General features: G+C 63.7%; 20 protein-coding genes and 1 pseudogene. 14 read left to right on the plus strand and 7 right to left on the minus strand.

Annotated elements, in window-relative coordinates; all coding sequences use genetic code 11:
* Positions 1–139: 139 nt before the first annotated feature.
* The 3 genes and pseudogenes from HNO52_RS01325 to HNO52_RS01330 all read right to left on the minus strand — a co-directional run bounded on the left by HNO52_RS01325 (position 140) and on the right by HNO52_RS01330 (position 1,806).
* Positions 140–733, minus strand: a complete 594-nt coding sequence (locus tag HNO52_RS01325; protein WP_442907093.1) for a metal ABC transporter permease — start codon at positions 731–733, stop codon at positions 140–142.
* 100 nt (positions 734–833) lie between these two features.
* Positions 834–1,025 (minus strand): annotated as a pseudogene (locus HNO52_RS21385) (metal ABC transporter permease); the annotation flags it as partial.
* A gap of 115 nt (positions 1,026–1,140) precedes the next feature.
* Entirely contained in the window at positions 1,141–1,806 is a 666-nt protein-coding gene (locus HNO52_RS01330) for a hypothetical protein (protein ID WP_197567297.1), read from the minus strand.
* Between the two features lie 210 nt (positions 1,807–2,016).
* Between HNO52_RS01330 and HNO52_RS01335 the strand changes: the two genes are divergently transcribed.
* The 12 genes from HNO52_RS01335 (at position 2,017) to HNO52_RS01390 (ending at position 14,537) form a co-directional block, all read left to right on the plus strand.
* A complete protein-coding gene (locus HNO52_RS01335) occupies positions 2,017–2,790 on the plus strand; it encodes an ABC transporter ATP-binding protein (RefSeq protein ID WP_197567298.1) in 774 nt (257 codons plus the stop codon).
* Positions 2,791–2,837: 47 nt separating this feature from the next.
* Positions 2,838–3,602: a transporter substrate-binding domain-containing protein gene (locus tag HNO52_RS01340; protein WP_197567299.1), complete on the plus strand. Its 765-nt coding sequence runs from the start codon at positions 2,838–2,840 to the stop codon at positions 3,600–3,602.
* 63 nt (positions 3,603–3,665) lie between these two features.
* Entirely contained in the window at positions 3,666–4,364 is a 699-nt protein-coding gene (locus HNO52_RS01345; RefSeq protein WP_197567300.1) for an ABC transporter permease, read from the plus strand.
* On the plus strand, positions 4,361–5,041 hold the full coding sequence (locus HNO52_RS01350) for an ABC transporter permease (protein WP_197567301.1): 681 nt from the start codon (positions 4,361–4,363) through the stop codon (positions 5,039–5,041). Before HNO52_RS01345 ends, HNO52_RS01350 begins: the two co-directional genes overlap by 4 nt.
* Positions 5,042–5,059: 18 nt before the next feature.
* On the plus strand, positions 5,060–6,565 hold the full coding sequence (locus HNO52_RS01355) for an aldehyde dehydrogenase family protein (RefSeq protein WP_197567302.1): 1,506 nt from the start codon (positions 5,060–5,062) through the stop codon (positions 6,563–6,565).
* Positions 6,562–8,112 carry a M81 family metallopeptidase gene (locus tag HNO52_RS01360; protein WP_197567303.1) on the plus strand — a complete coding sequence of 517 codons (1,551 nt, stop codon included), beginning with the start codon at positions 6,562–6,564 and terminating at the stop codon, positions 8,110–8,112. Before HNO52_RS01355 ends, HNO52_RS01360 begins: the two co-directional genes overlap by 4 nt.
* On the plus strand, positions 8,109–9,494 hold the full coding sequence (locus HNO52_RS01365) for an aminotransferase (protein WP_197567304.1): 1,386 nt from the start codon (positions 8,109–8,111) through the stop codon (positions 9,492–9,494). Before HNO52_RS01360 ends, HNO52_RS01365 begins: the two co-directional genes overlap by 4 nt.
* Positions 9,487–11,037, plus strand: a complete 1,551-nt coding sequence (locus HNO52_RS01370; protein WP_197567305.1) for a M81 family metallopeptidase — start codon at positions 9,487–9,489, stop codon at positions 11,035–11,037. The genes HNO52_RS01365 and HNO52_RS01370 overlap by 8 nt, the downstream gene beginning before the upstream one ends.
* Before the next feature lie 40 nt (positions 11,038–11,077).
* Positions 11,078–11,944: a MurR/RpiR family transcriptional regulator gene (locus HNO52_RS01375; protein WP_197567306.1), complete on the plus strand. Its 867-nt coding sequence runs from the start codon at positions 11,078–11,080 to the stop codon at positions 11,942–11,944.
* A gap of 12 nt (positions 11,945–11,956) precedes the next feature.
* Complete coding sequence (locus tag HNO52_RS01380; RefSeq protein ID WP_269476072.1) at positions 11,957–13,300, plus strand: aspartate aminotransferase family protein; 1,344 nt, start codon at positions 11,957–11,959, stop codon at positions 13,298–13,300.
* 83 nt (positions 13,301–13,383) lie between these two features.
* Positions 13,384–13,869, plus strand: coding sequence for a TspO/MBR family protein (locus HNO52_RS01385; protein ID WP_197567307.1), 486 nt, complete (start codon positions 13,384–13,386; stop codon positions 13,867–13,869).
* 71 nt (positions 13,870–13,940) lie between these two features.
* A complete protein-coding gene (locus tag HNO52_RS01390; protein ID WP_197567308.1) occupies positions 13,941–14,537 on the plus strand; it encodes a malonic semialdehyde reductase in 597 nt (198 codons plus the stop codon).
* 13 nt (positions 14,538–14,550) lie between these two features.
* On the opposite strand, the gene HNO52_RS01395 is transcribed toward HNO52_RS01390, so the two are convergent.
* A complete protein-coding gene (locus tag HNO52_RS01395) occupies positions 14,551–15,555 on the minus strand; it encodes an aldo/keto reductase (protein WP_197567309.1) in 1,005 nt (334 codons plus the stop codon).
* Positions 15,556–15,649: 94 nt separating this feature from the next.
* Here HNO52_RS01395 and HNO52_RS01400 point away from each other — a divergent pair, with 94 nt between their 5' ends.
* Positions 15,650–16,873 (plus strand): YbfB/YjiJ family MFS transporter, encoded by a 1,224-nt coding sequence (locus HNO52_RS01400; RefSeq protein WP_197567310.1) that lies wholly within the window; start codon positions 15,650–15,652, stop codon positions 16,871–16,873.
* Positions 16,874–17,002: 129 nt separating this feature from the next.
* On the opposite strand, the gene HNO52_RS01405 is transcribed toward HNO52_RS01400, so the two are convergent.
* A complete protein-coding gene (locus tag HNO52_RS01405) occupies positions 17,003–17,425 on the minus strand; it encodes a DUF6746 family protein (RefSeq protein ID WP_197567311.1) in 423 nt (140 codons plus the stop codon).
* 161 nt (positions 17,426–17,586) lie between these two features.
* Here HNO52_RS01405 and HNO52_RS01410 point away from each other — a divergent pair, with 161 nt between their 5' ends.
* The gene (locus HNO52_RS01410; protein WP_197567312.1) at positions 17,587–18,177 is read left to right on the plus strand and encodes a DUF4202 domain-containing protein; all 591 of its coding nucleotides are present in this window, start codon (positions 17,587–17,589) and stop codon (positions 18,175–18,177) included.
* A gap of 50 nt (positions 18,178–18,227) precedes the next feature.
* On the opposite strand, the gene HNO52_RS01415 is transcribed toward HNO52_RS01410, so the two are convergent.
* Both HNO52_RS01415 and HNO52_RS01420 read right to left on the minus strand, forming a co-directional pair.
* Positions 18,228–19,775, minus strand: a complete 1,548-nt coding sequence (locus tag HNO52_RS01415) for an alkaline phosphatase D family protein (protein WP_197567313.1) — start codon at positions 19,773–19,775, stop codon at positions 18,228–18,230.
* Positions 19,776–19,966: 191 nt separating this feature from the next.
* On the minus strand, positions 19,967–20,338 hold the full coding sequence (locus tag HNO52_RS01420; RefSeq protein ID WP_197567314.1) for a DUF6746 family protein: 372 nt from the start codon (positions 20,336–20,338) through the stop codon (positions 19,967–19,969).
* Positions 20,339–20,450 lie beyond the last annotated feature (112 nt).

The following is a 20,450-nucleotide window of genomic DNA, read 5'->3' on the forward strand; positions in this document are numbered from 1 at the left end:
TGGCCCTCGCAAAAAACAATTAAGATATAACATAACAAGACGCCCGACAAAGGGGGAGTCTTCATTGCGACATTGAATAACGGCAATCGGCCGATCCAAGGGCGGCAGTATCCAGAATTCGACATAAAAGGGAACCCTGTCAGCGTAACTGCCCGGCATGCCGCGACGACACGACGCGCTTCGGCCAACGGGTACCCGTTTTCAACCCACGGTAGGGGCCCAACACGACCGACGCACAGTACCCCAGCCCCGCCAGCAGGATAATCGAAGGGCCGGAAGGCAGGCCAGCGTTGTAGGACACCAGCAGCCCCACCACGCTGGACGCCAGGGCGATGCCAATGGCAATGGCGATCATGCCCTCGAGCCGCTGGCTCCAGTAGCGCGCGGCGGCGGCGGGCAGCAGCATCAACCCGGCTGCCATCAAGGTGCCCAGCGTTTGAAAGCCGATCACCAGGCTGATCACCACCAGCACCATGGACAGGGCATGCGTCCAGCCGGCATGGCGCCCCTGAAGCGTCAGGAACAGCGGGTCGAGGCATTCGACCACCAAGGCGCGAAAGGCGATCGCCAGGCCCACCAGGATCGTGCTGCTGCCAAGCGCCACCAGCCCCAGCGTACGGCCATCCACCGCCAGTATGCTGCCGAACAGGACATGGCCGAGGTCCAGGGCATTGCCCGAAAGGCTGACGATGGTTACCCCGCCGGCCATGGCAATCAGGACCAGGCTGGCCATGGCGGCCGCTGAACTGAGTGACGCCACCGGCGAGCGCCACGGTGACCAGGCCCGCCAGCACGCCCCCGAGCATCATCAGCGGCAGCGAAAAACCGGCCAGCATGAAGGCGATGGCGACGCCCGGCATGATCGCATGCGACAGCGCCTCGCCCATCAGGCTCATGCCGCGCAGCGTCAGCAACACCCCGAGAATGGGCGCCGTGAGCGAGAGCGCCAGGCAGGCGACCAGGGCGCGGCGCATGAAGACGTAATCGAAAGGTGACGTGAGCCACCACAGAAGCGTGTCGAGCATGGGAAAGTGTCAGGCTGCTATTTGTAAAATGTTATATCATAACAAATCTGGCCAGCCAAGCGGCCACATCCTCGATAACCATGTCAGGAGGCGTAGCGTCGTTCAGCAGTTCCTCTCAATAGCGCAGCGCGACCCCCACCTGATTGGGCGCCACCAGCAGGGCATACTCGCCTTCGAGATGAATGTCGCCCAGAGAGACCCGCGCCGGCTTGAAGCGGTTGATGGCCACTGAGGCCTGGCGTGGTTGGGTCTGCAGCTGTAGCTCGCTGATCAGCATGCCGGTGGCGAAGTTGATCGCTCCGTCGCGGCCACGGCCGTCGCCCACGCCGATCAACAGCCCCGAAGCGGCATTGATCGCCAACGAGCCCAGGCGTGCCCGCAGGCTGCGGCGCTGGCGTTCTTCCTCCGCCACCGCATGCAACAGCCGGCGGGCACTCTCGATATTGCCATCGCCTTCTCTCAGCTCGCGGTAGGCGGCCGGGTGCGGTTGGTCATCCATCAGCGTGCCAGCCAGCGCCAGCGCCGACTTCACCACGCCCACGCGGGCATCGTAACGGTCGTCGCGGTCGTCCGCCTCGCTGGACTGGTAGCCATTGAACGCCAACGAGGTGGCATAGACCCCGGCCCAGCCGTACTGCCAAACGTTGGCCTGGCGCTCGCCTCGGGCCAGGGCGTCCTCGTAGGCCTGGTATTCCGGCATGGGTTGCTGGGCCAAGGCCGACAGGGGAAGCAGGAGAACCAAGCAAGCGTTCAGCAGAGTGGTGCGGCGCAAGACAGGCATGTCGATGAATTTCCTTCTTTTCATGGTTCCTCTCAAGTTAGCAGAACGGAAGAGCCGTTTCGCCCATCCTTCGGCCCGTTGAGGCGGTAGGGGATTCGGACTCATAAAAAACATTTGTTTTTTTACTCATGATGAGAAACACTTGTTTCTAACAAGGCGTCTGCCGAGCGCAGCGCGTAAGGCGACAAAAACAATATGTGGGAGAGATCCATGGCGGAGACAGCGGCATCACTTGCCCTGGACATACGTGGCATAGAAAAAAGTTACGGTTCGCTGAAAGTGCTGCGAGGCATCGACCTTGAAGCGAAGCGCGGTGATGTAATCTCGATCATCGGCTCTTCCGGATCGGGAAAATCGACCTTCCTTCGCTGCTTGAATCTGCTGGAACGTCCCGATGCCGGGGCGATTCGCGTGGCCGGTGAAGAGGTGCGCCTGCGCCCCGGCAAGCAAGGATTGGAACCCACCGATAGGCGACAGCTACGTCGCATCAGGTCCGAGCTCGGCATGGTGTTCCAGGATTTCAATCTATGGACCCACTTCACCATTCTGCAGAACCTCACCGAAGCCCCCATGCGCGTGCAGGGCTTGAGCCGGGCAAAGGCCATCGAGCGAGCCGAGTCGCTTCTCGACAAGGTCGGCCTGAGCGACAAGCGCGACAGCTATCCTGCCCAGCTTTCCGGCGGCCAGCAGCAGCGGGCGGCCATTGCCCGGGCGCTGGCCATGGAACCCGCGGCTCTGCTTTTCGACGAGCCGACTTCCGCACTCGACCCCGAACTCGTGGGAGAAGTGCTGCGTGTCATGCAACTTCTTGCCGATGAAGGATGCACGATGGTTGTCGTGACACATGAAATGCGCTTCGCAAGAGAGGTTTCCTCCCACGTCATGTTTTTCCACGAAGGAAAAGTCGAGGAAGAAGGGGCTCCCGAGGAGGTGTTCGGCAACCCGCGCTCGGAACGCTGCCGACAGTTTCTTTCCCGGCTGTGATAGCCGCTGCCCAAGCAACAACAAATCCAATCAGGAGGGTATTTTCAATGAAAACCAAACTGCTCGTACTCAGCATCATCGCCGGCTCTCTGGTGTCAGGTACTGTCCATGCCGACACCATTCGCATCGCCACCGAAGGGGCCTATCCCCCTTTCAACTACATCGATGAAAGCGGTGAGTTGAAAGGCTTCGACGTGGATATCGCCAAGGCGCTCTGTGCCGAAATGGAGGCGGATTGCGAGATCGTCGCCCAGGCCTGGGATGGGATCATTCCGGGGCTGGTCACGGGACGCTACGATGCCATCGTGGCCTCCATGTCGATCACCGAGAAACGCAAGGAGGCCGTCAACTTCACGCGACCCTACTATCAGGTAGGTGCCGCTCTCGTCGCTCCCGTTGACAGTGATATTGCCTTCGAAGCCGACAAGCTGGACGGCAAGGTCATCGGTGTCCAGCGAGCCACCACCTATGCCAACTTATTGGATGGCGAGTACCCCCAGGCCACCGTCAATACCTACGACACCGTGGAAAACCACAACCTCGACCTGCAATCGGGGCGCCTCGATGGCGTTGTCGGCCAGGCCGTGCTCATGCAGGAGTGGATCGACGAGAACGCCAACGGAGCCTATGAGATCAAGGGTGAGCCGGTACTCAACGTTGCCTATATCGGTGAGGGCGCTGGTATCGCCATCAACAAAGACGATCCCGAGCTTCTCGAGCAGTTCGATGAGGCGCTGGTCACGATTATGGAGAATGGCGTCTACGACGATATTAGCGCCAAGTATTTTTCCTTCTCCATCCGTCCGCAATGACAGCCGCACCATCCGGAGGGCTCATCATGGGCCGTCCGGGCGGTGCAAGAATCGGGAAGCCTCATGTTCGACCTGTTCGGTTTCGGCCACCTGCTGCTGGAAGGCACGTGGGTTACGGTCCAACTCGCTCTGACTTCTGTGATTATCGGGCTCGGCTTCAGCCTGCTGGGCGCGACAATGAAACTGTCGGAATCGCGTTTGCTGCGCTTCGTGGCAGGCGTTTATACCACTCTGTTCCGCGGTATTCCGGAGCTGGTGGTCATTCTGTTCATCTATTTTGGCGGTGTCGTCATCGTCAACGCCGTTGCCGACCAGCTGGGCTACGACAGCTATATCGATGTCTCGGCCTTCGCCGCGGGTGTGGCGGCGCTCTCCCTGACTTTTGGCGCCTATGGCACCGAAATCCTGCGGGCCGCCATCCAGGCGGTACCGAAAGGTCAGGTTGAAGCGGCCAAGGCCTGCGGCATGACCTCGCTCACTATTGGCTGGCGAATCGTGCTGCCTCAGGTCTGGCGGTTCGCACTGCCCGGGCTGGGCAATACCTTCCTGATCATACTCAAGGAGACCGCCCTGGTGTCCGTCATTGGCCTGGACGAACTGATGCGCCAGACCGAGGTGGCAGTCGGTTACACCAAGCAGCCCTTCACGTTCTTTCTTACCGCTGCGCTCATCTACCTGTGCCTCACGGCGCTGGCCATGCTGGCGCAGCGCAAACTCGAGCAGCGCGCCAACCGAGGCGTCATCGAGAGGAGTGTCGCATGAACCTGTCGCTGATGATCGAAAGCGTGCCGGCTCTGCTCCAGGGTCTATGGGTAACGCTCGAGCTGGTGGTAGTGGCGCTGTTGATCGGTTTTTGCATGGCGCTTCCCACGGCACTGGCACGGCTATACGGCAACCCCATTCTGCGCTCGATTGCCGTGGGATACGTATTTTTCTTCCGCGGCACGCCGCTGTTGGTGCAGATATTTCTCATCTATTACGGACTCTCCCAGTTCGAGGCCATTCGGGACAGTTTCCTGTGGCCCGTTCTGCGTCAGCCCTACTGGTGCGCCCTGATCGCTTTCGCCTTGAACACCGGCGCCTATACCGCCGAGGTCATTCGTGGCGGTATCAAGGCGGTGCCCCATGGTCAGCTCGAAGCGGCGCGCGCCTGTGGCATGGCCCCGTTCACCACCTTCTTTCGCATCGTCTGGCCCCAGGCCCTGCGGCATGCGCTTCCCGCCTATGGCAACGAGATGATCCTGATGGTCAAGGCCAGCTCGCTGGCTTCCACCGTGACCCTGCTGGACATCACCGGCGTGGCACGCAACCTGGTGGCCGAAACCTATATGCCGATCGAAATTCTCTCCACGGCTGCCCTTATCTACTTGGCGCTTACCTTCACGCTTGGCCAAGGCGTGCTGGCCATGGAACGCCGGCTCAGTGCCAACCGCCCTTGAGCAGGCAAGGAGACCGAAATGACAAGCACGAACCGTGAAACCTCTCGCATCGACTGGGCGGAGCGCGCTGCTCGGCTCGAGTTCGAATGCGACGCCTTCATCGATGGGCGATTCATCGCGTCGAGTTCCGGGCAACGCTTCGCCACATACAACCCGGCCACAGGCAAGCGCCTTGCCGACGTGGCCCGATGCAACGGTGAAGACGTCGATGCTGCCGTGGCGGCCGCTCAGGGTGTATTTCGGCGAGGCGACTGGTCCCGGGCCTCACCGGCGGAGCGCAACAATGTGCTGACCAGGCTCGCCGATCTGCTTCAGAGCGAGGCTGAGGATATGGCCCTCACCGAAACGCTGGATGTCGGCAAGCCGATCCGCGACAGCCTCTCGGTCGACCTGCCGTCAGCGGTGCGCTGTCTGCGCTGGTATGCCGAAGCCATCGACAAGGTCTATGGCGAGGTCGCACCGACCGGTATGGAAACGCTTGCCACCGTTCGGCGCGTTCCGGTGGGCGTGGTGGCTTCGGTGGTGCCGTGGAACTTTCCCTTGGTCATGGCAATGACCAAGCTGGCCCCGGCCTTGGCGGCGGGCAACAGCGTGGTGATCAAACCCGCCGAACAGTCGCCGCTATCCCTGTTGCGCTTTGCTCGCCTGGCCCAACGTGCCGGATTGCCAGATGGGGTTCTCAACGTGGTGCCGGGCTTCGGCGAGGAAGCGGGGCAGGCGCTAGGGCTACATCCCGATGTCCAGGCACTCAGCTTCACGGGTTCGACCGCGGTGGGCAAGGCCTTCTTGCGCTACGCCGGTGAGTCCAACATGAAGAAGGTATCGCTGGAGTGCGGCGGTAAATCGGCCAACATCGTGCTCGACGATTGTCCCGACCTCGAGGCCGCTGCACGGGCCAGCGCCGCGGCTATATTTTTCAACCAAGGCGAGATCTGTAACGCCGGTTCTCGCCTGATCCTGCAGCGCGGCATCAAGGCGCGCTTCCTCGAACTCCTGCTCGACGCCGCCCTTGAGTTCACACCGGGGGACCCTCTCGACCCGGAAACCCGTATGGGGGCGCTGATCAGCCCCGAGCATTGCCATGCAGTTTCCGGTTTCGTTGCCCGTGCCCGTCGCCAGGGCGCGCGCCCCCTGATAGGGGCAGAACCCACCGCCGCTGCCGGTTCGGAGGCCTTCTATCCGCCCACCGTGCTGGATGACATTTCCCCTGACATGGAGATCGCCAGGGAGGAGGTCTTCGGTCCCGTGCTCTGCGTGATGACGGTCGACACGGCCGAGGAGGCGGTACGCTTGGCCAACGACAGTCGCTATGGACTGGCTGCAGCGGTATGGACCCGGGATCTTTCCACGGCGTTTCGCATGGAGCAGGCACTCGAGGCCGGTACCGTGTGGATCAACGCGATTCGCGCTGGCGACATGAGCATACCCTTCGGCGGCATGAAGGAGTCGGGACTAGGGCGCGACAAGTCGCTTCACGCCTTCGATAACGTGACCCACCTGAAGTCGACCTGGGTGGCGCTATGACCCGTCAGGCTAGGCGCGTGGCCATTGGCTGCGTAATGCACGAAACCAACAGCTTCAACCGGCGCACCTCGCGGCTGAGCGACTTCGTTACCCGTTACCTGCTGCGGGGCGAGGCGCTGTGGGAGCTGGCGGACACCAATACCGAGATTGCCGGTTTTCTGGATGAAGCCCGACGGCAGGAGTGGCAAGTGGTGCCACTGATTGCCGCAACTTGCGCCCCTTCGGGCCCTCTGGCCGCGGCGGAGTGGACCGAACTCCTCGAAGAACTGGTGGCCATGATCAATGGCGCCGGGGCGGTGGATGCCGTGCTACTCGGCCTGCACGGCGCCATGATGACCGAGAACGAGCCGGATGCCGAGGCTGCCCTGCTGGAGGCGGTTCGCAGCGTAGTGGGGGAGGACATACCCATCGTGGCCACCCTGGACATGCACGCCAATGTCTCCCCGCGCATGGTGGCTGCCAGTGATGCCCTGACCGCCTACCGCAGCTACCCGCATGTCGACCAGCGTGACACCGGCCAGCGCGCTGCTCGTCTGCTGGCCAAGCGGCTGGAGGGAACCCAGTTCGAGCGCGTCTGGCGTCAGCCCGCGCTGCTGGATACGGCGGCCCACGGGCGCACCTCACCATCCGGGCCCATGAATGCGCTGCTGGCCGAGGCCGATGCGCTCGAGGCAGAGCCGGGCATTGCCACTGTCAGCCTGCAGATCGGCTTCCCCTGGTCCGACTTTCCCTATGCCGGGCCGAGTGTGGTGGTCACCGGTGACGACCGCCAGCGTTGCACAACCCTTGCCGAGCGTTTCGTTCGGCGCTTCGAAGCGTTGACGGACACCGTCGAACTGGATTACCCCGATGCGGACCAGGCAGTGGCAGAAGCCATGGGCGCTAACGGTACAGGCCCCGTGGTGCTGGCCGACTTCGCCGACAATCCCTCGGGTGGTGCCTACGGCGATTCACCCACGCTGCTCAGGGCTCTGCTCGACGCCAAGGCATCAAACGCAGTCTTCGCCACCTTGTGCGATGAGCAGAGCGTGGCCAGGGCGACAGCGCTTGGGGTCGGGGCGCAAGGCACCTTCGAATTGGGCGGGCGCTGGGTGCCTGAACTGACCCCTCCACTGGTAGTAACCGCTGAGGTGGTGTGTCTCTCTGATGGAAATTTCGTCTGCGAGGGACCGATGTGGACCGGCACGCGGCAGTCTCTGGGGCCGAGTGCTCGCTTGCGCATCGGCGGGGTAGGGGGCATCGAGGTCATCGTGACGAGCCGTGCCGTGGCCGTCACCGATCGCAACCTGCTGCGACTGTTCGGTATCGAGCCCGCCTCGATGGGTTTGCTCGCGCTCAAGAGCCGAAATCATTGCCGTGCCGCCTTCGGGCCGCTGGCCCAGCGCTACCTGCTGGTGGATGCCGGCGGCATCGCGTCGATGCGCCTCGACAGGCTGCCGTACCGGCACTTGCGACGCCCGATCTGGCCGCTCGATACACCCGCCACCCACAACGCCGCCAACAACGCTCTCAACAACGCTCTCAACAACAATGAGGAAGCCCCATGAACCTGCCTTTTGAGGCCGATCATGCGCTCCAGCAAGACGACCTGGCGCATCATCTCCACCCCTTCACCGACCACCGGCAGCTGGCCGCCGACGGCGGGCCGCGCATCATTACCCATGGCCAAGGCGTGTGGCTTTGGGACACGCAGGGGCGGCGCCTGCTCGACGGCATGGCGGGTCTTTGGTGCGTGAATGTCGGGTATGGCCGCCCAGAGCTGAGCGAAGTGGCGCGGCGCCAGATGGACCGCCTGCCCTTCTACAACACCTTCTTCCAGACCAGCCATGAACCCGTCATCGAGCTATCGAAGAAGCTGGCCGGGCTGCTGCCCGAGGGACTCGAGCATATCTTCTATGCCAACTCCGGTTCCGAGGCCAACGACACCGCCATTCGCCTGGTCCGCCACTACTGGCAGGCGGTCGGGCAACCTCAGCGCAGCGTCATCGTCAGCCGCAAGCACGCCTATCATGGCAGTACCATCGCCGGTGCCAGCCTCGGTGGTATGAGCAGCATGCACGACATACCCGGCATCCCGATTCCCGATGTGGTCCATGCCGAGGCTCCTTACGCCTGGGAGAGCGGCAAGGGCATGGAGGAGGAGCGCTTTGCCGACGCCGCGGCGCGCTCGGTGGAAGAGGCGATTCTCGCCGCCGGGCCGGAACGGGTGGGGGCGTTCATCGGCGAGCCCATCATGGGCGCCGGGGGCGTGATCGTACCGCCGGCCGGCTACTGGCAGCGGGTACAGGCGATATGCCGGCGCTACGATATCCTCTTGATCTGCGACGAAGTGGTCTGCGGCTTCGGCAGAACGGGCAACTGGTTCGGCGCCCAGACATTCGACATTCGGCCTGACATCATGACCATGGCCAAGGGGCTCTCTTCCGGCTATCAGCCGATCTCCGCCGTGGCGGTGGGCGAGCGTGTCGTCGCGCCGCTGCTCGAGCGCCCGGGGCGCTTGCCCCATGGCTTCACCTACTCGGGGCATCCGGTTGCGGCCGCGGTGGCGCTGGAGAACCTCAACATCATCGAGCGTGAGGGCCTGGTCGAGCATGTACGAGAGACCGTAGCGCCCGCCCTGGCCGGAGGGCTCGGCGCTCTGGCCGACCACCCCTTGGTGGGAGAGGTGCGCACCTTGGGGGCCATGGCCGCGCTAGAGCTGAGCCCCGAGAGCATTCAGCCGGGCGGCAACCTGCCCCTGGGTACGGTGGCGACGCGGGTGCGCAACCTTTGCTTCGAGCGCGGGCTAGCCACCCGGGCGGTGCGCGAAGGTCTCGTCTTTGCGCCTCCCCTGGTGATCACGACCGATGAGATCGACACCCTGGTCGACATCCTGACGGGTTGCCTGGATGCGGTAGCGGCGCAACTCCGTGAGCCGGCGCATGGCTGAACCCCAGGCAGCACGCACAAGGAGCGAAGCGGTGAAGATCGGCATTGCGCGTCTCTGGCACGAAGCCAACTCCTTCTCGTCGACGCGGGTCGGGCACGAGGAATTCCTCGCCCGTGAATGGCTCTACGGGGAGGCTGCCGTAGAGCGCTACCGCGGCACCGCCACGGAGCTCGGCGGGGCGCTCGACTGGGCGGCCAACCGGGAGGATGTGACGCTGGTCGTCTCACGCTGCGCCTCGGCGCCGCCGGGAGGCCCGGTGGAGCAGGCGACGCTGGACGCCATCATCGACGAAATCGCCGCCGAGCCCGCTTTCGACGAGGTAGACGCCCTCTATCTTTCGCTGCACGGCGCCTGTAGCGGCTCCCGGGACCTCGCGCCTGAAACGACGCTGTTGCAACGGCTCCGGCAGCGCTTTCCCCAACTGCCCATTGCCGCCTCGTTCGACATGCACTGCTGCCCGACCGAAGCGCTCGTGGCGGCGCTGAACGTGGCGACGGTCTATCGTACCTATCCCCATGTCGACATGGATCAGGCCGCTCGTCGCGCGCTTGAGCTGCTGGCTGAGAACGTGACCCAAGGGCGGTATAGCCAGGTCGTCATGAGCCGGATCGGCCGGGTGTTGCCGAGCTTCAACATGCGCACCGATGGGGACGGCCCCATGGCGGAAATCGAAGCCTGTGCCCGGCAGCTGGAGGATATGGAGGGCGAGGCCATCCTGGGCGTCTATCCCTACGCCAGCTTTGCCTATGCCGACTTGCCGGCCACCGATGCCGGTGCGCTGGTGACGACGACCGCTCCTGCGCGGGGACGCTCGGTCGGTGAACGATTGGCGCGTTCCATGTTGGCCAGGCGCGCAGCCTTCCGCCCGGTGTTGCCCACGGTAGACGAGTGCCTGGCTCAGCGTCCCTGGCAAGAGGGACGTCGTGTGGCTGTGCTGGATCCGGCCGACAACCCCCTTTCAGGAGGCATGGCCGACACGCCGGGGCTGCTGGAGGCGGCACTACGACACGAGTTGCCGGTAGGGTCGGTGCTTGCCTTCTTTCATGACCCGGACCTCGCGGCCAGGCTTCATGATCAGGGCGAGGGAGCTCAGCTTGAGATTGATCTGGGCGGCCGCCACGATACTCGGTTCGGCAAGCCGGTGCGGTGCGAGGTTGAGGTGGTGCGTCTGACCGAAGGGCGCTTCATCAATAGCGGCCCCATGGAGCGAGGCATGACCGTCGAGCTGGGCCCCACTGCGGTCGTTCGTACCGGCCCCCTGAGCATTATCGTGACGTCGGTCTGTCAGGCTCCCAACGACCCGCAATACTTTTTCCTGCACGGTATCGACCCCGAAGCCATTCCCTTGCTGCTCGCCAAGGCCAAGAACCATTTTCGCGCCGCGCTGGGCGACGGATTCGATGAGGTCGTGCAGGTCGACGTGCCGGGGCCTGCCATGGCGGACACTTCTGCCTTGCCTTTTCAACGCGTCCCTCGCCAGCACTTCGAACTGGGTGGGCAAACGAGAAGCAAGCCGGTAGGAAGCAGCAAGCCATGCGACTGAAGAACGGTTTCCCCTTATCCAGCCACACATGGAGTGACGTGTGACTCTCGAAGAACTACAGGAACGAATGCTGGGCGAGATCCCGGCCATGCCACGCCGGCTGACCGATGGGGCACGTTACGTACTCGACAACCCCGACGACGTGGTGATCTTCTCCATGCGCGATCTGGCTGCACGAGCCGGCGTATCGCCGGCCACCTTGGTCAGGCTCTCTCGCTACCTGGGCTTCGCGAACTGGTCGGATATCCGCACCATCCATGCCGCACACCTGCGCTCAATGCCTGCCGCCTATGCCCGTAAGGCGTCAGCCGTGCTGGCGCGAGAGGGCGAGAACGATCTACTGGCCGAAGCCTTCAACTCCCACTTGGCCAATCTTGAACATACGGCATCGGTCAATTCCGCGGAAAATTTTCACGCCGCTGCCGAGTGCCTGGCTCGCGCTGACAGGGTTTTCATTTCCGCTTTCATGAGTTGCCGCGGCCCAGGGCACACCTTCGCCTATTTGTGCCGCATGCTTCGCGACAATGTCTTCCTGCTGGGTAGCGAGGCCACCTCCCTGGTGACCGAGCTGTCGACGTTGCGCAGCAATGACGTGGTGCTATCGATCAATTTTCAGCCGTACAGTCGTGAAATCAATCACATCGCCCACACCGTGGAGCGCTCGGGGGCAAGTTTGATCTGCTTGTCGGACAGCCGTGGCACGCCACTGACCCCACATGCGGATACCGTGCTGCTCTTTTCTCCCGAGAGTCCGTCCTTCTTTCCCTCTATTACCGCCGCGAATGCGTTGGTCGAAAGCCTGATCGTAGCGCTGCTGGCGCATCTCGGTGACGAGGCATCGGAGCGAATTGCCAGGATCGAGCAGGAGCTTTATGCCTCCGGCACCTACAACCACTTGAATGGATAGGGGAACGCCGAGTTGACCACTTCAACCACCAGTCACGTTTTCCACCGGATGGCGAACTGCGTTCCGCCGTTGGCAGTTAGTGCCTCGGGCATCGAAATTCTCGACTCGACAGGTAAGCGCTACCTGGATGCCAGCGGTGGTGCCGCCGTGTCCTGCATTGGACATGGCGATGCGCGCGTGGTCGAGGCTATTCGTCAGCAAGTTGCCGCGCTGGATTACGCCCACAATGTCTCCTTTACCAGCGAAGCAGCTGAAGAGCTGGCCGCATTCCTGTGCGATGCCACCCCGCTGCCTCTGGAGAAGGTGCAGTTCGTCGGAAGCGGCAGCGAGGCCGTGGAAGCTGCACTCAAGCTGGCTCGTCAATATCACATCGAACGTGGTGAGCCTGGTCGACATGTGGTTATTACGCGCCTGCAGAGCTATCACGGCAATACGCTCGGGGCGCTGGCACGCGGAGGAAATGTGGCTCGCAGTCGGCCCTATGCGCCCATGATGGTCGAGTCGCCGCGTATTGAGCCCTGCTTCGACTACCATTGTCGCCGGCCGGATGAGTCGCTCCCGGCTTACGGTCAGCGTGCCGCCGACGCGTTGGAAGAGGAAATTCTCAGGGTTGGTCCGGATAACGTATCAGCTTTCATCGCCGAAACCGTGGTGGGCGCCACCAGCGGAGCCGTACCCCCTGTGCCTGGCTATTTCCAGCGTATTCGCGAGATCTGCGACCGCTACGGGATACTCTTGATTCTTGATGAAGTCATGTGCGGTGCCAGCCGCACGGGCCCCTTTCTCGCGTGTGAAGCGGAAGATGTCCAACCGGATATCGTCACCTTGGCCAAGGGGCTTGCTGGAGGCTACCAGTCGATTGCTGCCGTAATGTGTACCCAGCGCATTCACCAGGCTTTTGCAGAAGGCAGCGGCAGGTTCGTGCATGGCCACACTTTCATGGCACATCCAGTGGCCTGTGCCGCAGCGTTGGCAGTACAAAAAGTGATCCGCCAGGATAGACTCGACATTAACGTGGTGCGCCAGGGAGAAATCCTGGGTCATCTTCTCAAGGCACGGCTCGGTCATCATTCCCACGTTGGCGACATACGTGGGCGTGGGCTACTGCAGGCCATCGAGCTGGTCGCCGACCGGGGGAGCAAGCAGCCCTTTTCCAGCACACGTGGGCTTGCGGCAGCCGTAGATGTTGAATGCCGAGCAAGGGGACTTATGGTCTATCCCGGCACAGGAACTGTGGATGGCGTGGTAGGCGATCATATCCTGCTCGCCCCGCCCTATAACGTGAGCTGTGTAGAACTCGGACAGATCGTGGAGAGACTGGGAGACGCCGTAGAGGCCGTTCTCGGTAAGGGCTGAGCAGGCTTCCCACTCGGTGGCCGCCTGGCATTTGCCGAGGTGGCATCCCACACTGGCGGCACCGAGACGCCAAGGAGTCGAACATGGCCGACGCTCCCGTCGCCCCCCGCCACTCGCTGTTGATCCTGTTCGGTTGGCTGCTGCTGGTCGCCCTCGTTGCGATGACGGGGGCTTTCACGCCGCCGGGCATCTGGTACGCCGAGCTCGACAAGCCGCCGATGACCCCGCCCGACTGGCTGTTCCCGGTGGCCTGGACGACGCTCTACCTGATGATGGCCATTGCCGCCTGGCGGGTCACGCTGCGGGTATCGGCAGCGAAGCGCTTCGCGGTGCTGTGGCCGTTCGTCGCCCAGCTCGCCGCCAACGGGCTCTGGTCGATCCTGTTCTTCGGCCTGCACTGGGTCTTCGTTGCCCTGGCCGACCTGTTGCTGCTGTGGGGCCTCATCCTGCTCACGATCAGCCGCTACGCCCGCGTTTCGTCACTCGCCGCCTGGCTACTCGTGCCCTACCTGGCCTGGGTCGGCTTCGCGGGGTATCTCAATGCGGGCATCGGCTGGCTGAACGGGTAGACGAGCCGCTAGCCGTGACGAGCCAATGGCAAAGGCGTAGAGTCTAAGAATACCGTGACTTGGAGAATTTCATGCCTCGTCAGCCACTTGACGACACTGCGCTCGACACCGTCTTCCGCCAAGCACACACTCACTACGGCTTTCGGCCGGAGCCCGTCGACGAGGCCACCCTGCGCCGGCTCTACGACCTGTTGAAGTGGGGCCCCACCTCGATGAACAGCCAGCCGTCTCGTTACGTCTTCGTGATGAGCGAAGAGGGCAAGTCGCGCCTGCTGCCGGCGCTCTCCGAAGCCAACCGCGACAAGGCCCACGAAGCTCCGGTCACGGTGATCGTCGCCGTCGATACGCGCTTCTACCAACACATGCCCAAGCTCTTTCCCAGCTCGCCCAACGCCCGCGAACGCTTCGCCGAGAACCCCGAAACGACCAGCGACACCGCCTGGCGCAACGGCACCCTGCAAGGCGCCTACCTGATCATTGCCGCCCGCATGCTGGGCCTGGACGTCGGTCCCATGAGCGGCTTCGACAATGCCATCGTCGACGAAGAGTTCTTCCCCGACGGCCGCTACAAGAGCAACTTCCTGGTCAACCTCGGCACGGGCGACCCCGAAAGCCAGCGGGCAAGAGGGGCAAGGCTGGAGTTTGAAGAGGTGGCGGAGGTGGTGTGACCCACCTTTCTCTCTATTTTCTAAACTCCTCCGTATCGATTTCCGCCTGCAGCGCCTCGCTGTAACGGGCGCCAGCCACCTGGTCCGGTGTCAGCAGTTCGCTCAGCCGTTCGAGGGTGTCGGCATCCAGGTGCAGTTCTTCGGCTGCCAGGTTTTCGCGCATGTGCGCAATGGAGCGGGTGCCGGGGATGGGAATCACGTCGTTGCCCTGGGCCTTGAGCCAGGCGAGGGCGAGTTGGCCGGTGGTCACTTCCTGTTCGCTGGCGATGGCCTTGAGCTTTTCGAGCTGGCGCAGGTTGTGCGGCAGGTTCTCGGCGCTGAAGCGCGGCATGCCGCGGCGTACGTCGTTTTCGGTGAGCTGGGTGGCTTCCGTTACGGCGCCGGCCAGGAAGCCGCGGCCCAGGGGGCTGAAGGCGACCATCGCGGTGTCGGCTTCGCGGCAGGCGTCGATCAGGGCGATCTCGGGGTTGCGGGTCCACAGCGAGTATTCGGACTGCACCGCGGCGATGGCGTGTTCGGCCCGAGCGCGGCGCAGGGTGGCGGCGGAAACTTCCGAGAGCCCGATGGCGCGCACCTTGCCTTCTTCCACCAGCCGACCCAGCGCGCCGACGCTCTCTTCGATGGGCACGTTGCGGTCCAGACGGTGCAGATAGTAGAGGTCCAGGTGGTCGGTGCGCAGGCGCTCCAGGCTCTCCTCGCACTGCCGGCGGATCGTCTCGGGGCGGCCGTCGATCACCTTCTTGCCCAGCTCAGGGTCCATGGCCATGCCGCACTTGCTGGCCAGCAGGATCTCGTGCCGCTTGCTAGCGAGGGCCTTGCCTACCACCCGCTCGTTGGCCGTGGCGCCGTAGAGCGTGGCGGTGTCGAAGTGGCGGTAGCCCATCTCGAAGGCTTCATTCAGGGCGCGCAGCGCTTCGGCCTCGGCAACCGGGTTGCCGTAGCCGTGGGAGAGATTCATGCAGCCCAGGCCGATGGTGGGCGAGGCTACTTCCTTTAAGCGGGCGAAGACGGTTGCCATTCGATACCTCACTCCTATGTCTGGGTCGGCGGTTAGGTTGCTAAAGGTTATAGTACGCGCAGAGAGAATCAATGCCGTTTCGGGAGTGCCTGGCATGACAGCGTCATTCGCCCTACCCCCGCGCTACCGGGTGCTGCTGGCCGGGGTATTCAGCCAGATACTCTGCATCGGCGTGGCGCGATTCGCCTATACACCGCTGCTGCCGGTGATGCAGCAGCAGACCTGGCTGAGCGACGCCCAGGGCGGATGGCTGGCCGCCCTCAACTACGCCGGCTACATGCTGGGTGCCCTGGCGGCCGCTTCGATCCACAGCATCCGGCTCAAGGATACCCTCTACCGTATCACGCTGCTGCTGGCGGTAGTTTCCACCGCCGGCATGGCCCTGACCGAGAGCTTCTGGCTATGGGCCGCCATGCGCTTCATCGCCGGCTTCTCCAGCAGTGGCGCGATGTTGCTTGCCTCGGGACTGATTCTGCATTGGCTGATCGGCCACCGGCAGCGCGGCGAACTGGGCATCCACTTCGCCGGGCTCGGCATAGGCATTCTGGTTGCGGCCTTGGCAGTGGAATTGATGCTGTATCTCGCCTTGGGCTGGCGTGCGCAGTGGTGGGGATTTACCGCCCTGGCCGCGGTGCTGCTGTTGCCGGCCTGGCGCTGGCTTCCGCGCCCGGAAAAGCCCTTGGCAGGCGCGGCCGGCAGCGCAGCGCGCGAGGCGACGCCGCCCACCCGCACGTTCATGCGACTGATGCTGGCCGCCTACTTCTGTGCCGGCTACGGCTACGTCATCAGCGCCACCTTCATCGTTGCCATCGTGGAGCGCGAGCCGCTGCTGGCCGGTGCCGGGAACTGGACCTTCGCCCTGGTGGGGCTGGCAGCTGCGCCAACGGTGATGCTGTGGGATCTGGTCGCCCGGCGTATCGGCTATCTGGGGGCACTGATCACCGCCATGTCCGTGCAGGTGGTAGGTATATTACTGCCGGCGCTGACCGCGAGCCTGGCCGGCGTGCTGCTCAGCGCCGTGCTTTACGGCGGCACTTTCCTTGGCTGCGTGAGCCTGGTGCTGACCATGGCCGGCAGGCTCTACCCCAAGAGCCCCGCCCGGCTGATGGGGCGCATGACGCTGGCCTACGGCCTGGCGCAGATCGCCGCCCCGGCGCTGACCGGCATGCTTGCCGAGGCCACGGGGCACTACGATCTCGGCCTGTGGCTGGCCGGCGGCTTCGTGGCGCTGGGCGCGGTGCTGCTGGCCTGGCTGCGCCGGGTGGACCGGACGGCCCAGCGGCTGGATGCCGAAGCGAAGATTCCGATGGCGGATTGAAGGGCCAAACTTTGTGCCTAGCGTTGGGACGGGGATGAGGCGATGGCCCCCCTCTGCACCCTAGCAAAGCCCGGTGAAGGCGTCCGCCGGGCTTTGTGTGGTTGAGCAAAGTCGGTGATGGTGCTTGCCTTACTGCATCAGTGTCCTGATCTGGTCCAGATACACCTTGCCGCTCTCACGAATGCCTTCCTGACCCTGGCTTTCGGCGCTTGCGCGCACTTCCTGCACGCGGTCACGCATGGTGCCGACCTCTTCCTCGACCTTCGCCAGGGCGTTTTCGATGTCTTGTGTGAGCTGCTGGATGATGGCCAGGTCGCCGTCGGTCAGTTCCTCTTTTTGCATCAGTACGTCGAGCAGATCGTTGCGCAGTTCGAGGGCGTCTACGGCCTGCTGAAGGGTCTCGATGTCCTGGCCTTGGGTCTGTTCGAGTTCCTGCATGAGTTCTGACTCGATCATGTCATCGTCCGCATCGACGCTGAGGTCCTGTTCCTCGGCGTGGGCGAAGCCGATCGTGAGCATGGTAAGAAAGGCAATCAGAGCGGTACGTTTCATTGAGCGACCTCTACGTCGTTACGATGGCTGTCTCAATCAAGTTAGTTGGATTTCAGTAAGTTACAAGTGTGCCGAAAGCACAGTGCAACGCACGATCAGGTTGTCGGCGTCGCACCCGGATGCGGTATGCTGTGGCAATAACGAGTTGCAAGGATAACCCTATGCCAGATCAAACACCGTTTCAGCGCGCCATCGCCGAGCTAGATGCCTTGCACGCCGGGGATCCGCGCCGGGTGGATGTCGAAGGCCAGTCACTGCCCCTGGAGCTGTGGCATGCGGGGCGCATGAGCGCCTGGCTGGAGCGGGTGGAAGACGCGCCGAGCGAGCTGGTGCAGCTCGCCGTGCGCTCGCAGCATCTGCAGCGCTGGGAGGTGCCGCGCAACGAGTACCCGGAAGGGCGCGTGGGCTATCTCACCTGGCGCCGCGACCAGGGCAAGCGGGCCGGCGAGATCACGGCGCGGGTGATGGAAGCGGTCGGTTATGCCGCGGAGGATGCCGCCGAAGTTTCCCGCATGATCCGCAAGCAGGGCCTGGGCCGCGACCCGGCCACCCAGGCGGTGGAGGACTGCGCCTGCCTGGTGTTCCTCGAGAACTACTTCGCCGACTTCTCCAAGCAGGTGGAGCACGAGCACCTGGTTCGCATCGTGCAGATGACCTGGAAGAAGATGTCGCCGCGCGCCCGGGAGCTGGCGCTGGAACTGCCGATGAGCGACGAGGCGCGAGCGGTGGTGGGAGAGGCGCTGGCGGGGTAACCGCGCTGCCACGGCTGTGGCAGCGCGGCTATTGTTCTCTCTTCAGGCGCTCAAGCCCTTTGCGGCTCGAGAACCTGCCGGTGCAAGGCCTCGCCGGCGGCATCCATCAGGGTGACGGTGAGGGTTTCGCTCTCGCCGTTCAGGTCGACCTGGCCGAAGAACTGGTAGCCCTCGGCGGGTGACAGGTTGGCGCGGCCATCCGGCGGTGCCTTCTGGAAGACCACTTCGGGGCCGAAGGTGGCGTCGAGCTCGCCCGGGCCGAAGGTACCGGCGTGCAGGGGGCCGCTGACGAACTCCCAGAAGGGGGCGAATTCCTGGAAGCCGGCGCGCTCCGGCGAATAGTGGTGGGCGGCGGTGTAGTGCACGTCGGCGGTGAGCCACACCACGTTGTGAATGGCTTCGTCGCGGATCGCCTTGAGCAACCCGGCGATCTCCAGCTCGCGGCCGAGGGGCTCGCCATGGTGTTCGTTGGCGATGGCCTCGAAGTTATCGTCGTCGCGTACGATCAGCCCGATGGGCATGTCCGAGGCGACGATCTTCCAGGTCGCCCGGGATTGGCGCAGGCCGTCGAGCAGCCAGCGCAATTGGTCCTGCCCGAGGAAGGTGGCCTCCGCGCCGCCGGCCTGTCGGTTGCGGCTGTTGACCGCGCGGTGAGAGCGCATGTCCAGCATGAAGATCTCCAGACTGGGGCCGTAGGCGAAGCGGCGGTGGATTCGCCCCGGCGCCTCGGGGCGCTGGCGCAGCGGCATGTATTCGAGAAAGGCGCGCCGGGCACGGGCGGCGAGCAGCGAGACGTTCTTCTCGCTGTAGCGCTCGTCGTCGAGGATCTCGCCGGGGTACCAGTTGTTGGTGGTTTCATGGTCGTCCCACTGGGCGAGCATGGGCACGGCGGCATTGAAGCGGCGCACGTTGGCGTCGAGCAGGTTATAGGCGTGCTGGCCGCGGAACTCGTCCAGGGTCTCGGCCACCTTGAACTTGGCGGGCGTCACCCGATTGCGCCACAGCTCGCCATTGGGCAGCTCCACGCTCTCCTGCAGCGGGCCGTCGGCGTAGACGGTGTCGCCGGAGTGGATGAAGAAGTCCGGCCGCTGGCGCAGCATGGTGTCGTAGGTGGTCATGCCGCCTCGCGATTCGTCGATTCCCCAGCCTTGGCCGGCAGTGTCGCCGGACCACACGAACCGCACATCGCGGCGAGCCGCCGGGGGCAGGCGCAGTTGGCCGACGACCGGCTTGCTGACGGCGCGGCGGTCGTCCAGTGCCTCGAAGCGGATGCGATAGTGAGCGGTGTCCATGCTGGAGAGCCCGGTGGCGTCGAGTTTGGCGGTCAGGCCAGTGGCCGGCAGGGCCTCGGGGCCGAGCAGTTGGCGAGCCCCCCTGAATTCGGGGTTGTCGGCGATCTCGATCAGCATTCGTGCCGGCCGGTCGACCTGCGACCAGAGCATGGCACGGTCGGCGAGTATGTCGCCGCTCATCACGCCGCTGGTGATCAGGGGCCGGCGGCTCTCGGCCAGGATGATGGAGGGCGCGGCCAGGGAGGTGCCCAGGACGGCACCGCCTTTCAGGCCCAGGCTCAGCAGATCTCGTCGCGTCAAACGCATGGTCGGCACCTGAGGATGGGGAAGACCCCAGTATGCTGGCAGGATGCCATGACAGCGGTTTGGCAGCGAAGTGACACCAGGCGTACTTCGAGAGGACTGTGCTCGAGAGGGCTGTGCTCAAGAGGAAAGTGTTCCAGGGGCCTGGGGAGCTGGGAGTCGCCGCGGTGCTGATAGCGCCGCGGCGGGATGGCTCAGGGCACCAGTGTCTGGGCCGCTTCCAGATAATCGGCACCGTGGCTCTGTACGCGTTCGAAGTCGCCGGTCTCGGAGCCCAGGTGCACCTCTTCCAGGTTGACCGCCATCGCGTCCGCTTCTTCGTTGATCTTCTCCAGCGCGTTTTCCAGCGTGTAGGTGAGTTCGTGGATGGTGCCGAGATTCTCGATACTCAGTTCATCTTGTGCGAGTAGCTCGGCCAGTTGCTGGTTGGTTTCCGAAAAGTTGGCGACCGCCTGGCTCAGGGTGTCGGCGGCCTCGCCCTCGAAGTGTTCGGTGGGGGCGCTTGCCTGGGCGCTGGTTGCGAACATCAGGCCGGACAGTAGGGCGGGCAGAAGTAGTTTCTTCATGACTCGTCTCCATGTAGATGAGAATGGTATGCGTTAGCTTATGTACCATCCCCGCCAGAGACGGGCAAGGAGGGAAGAGAACGAGAATTATTTTTCTTCTTGGCATTTGACA

This window comes from Halomonas sp. MCCC 1A13316 (assembly GCF_014931605.1).
In the GTDB taxonomy this organism is placed as follows: Bacteria; Pseudomonadota; Gammaproteobacteria; order Pseudomonadales; family Halomonadaceae; genus Halomonas.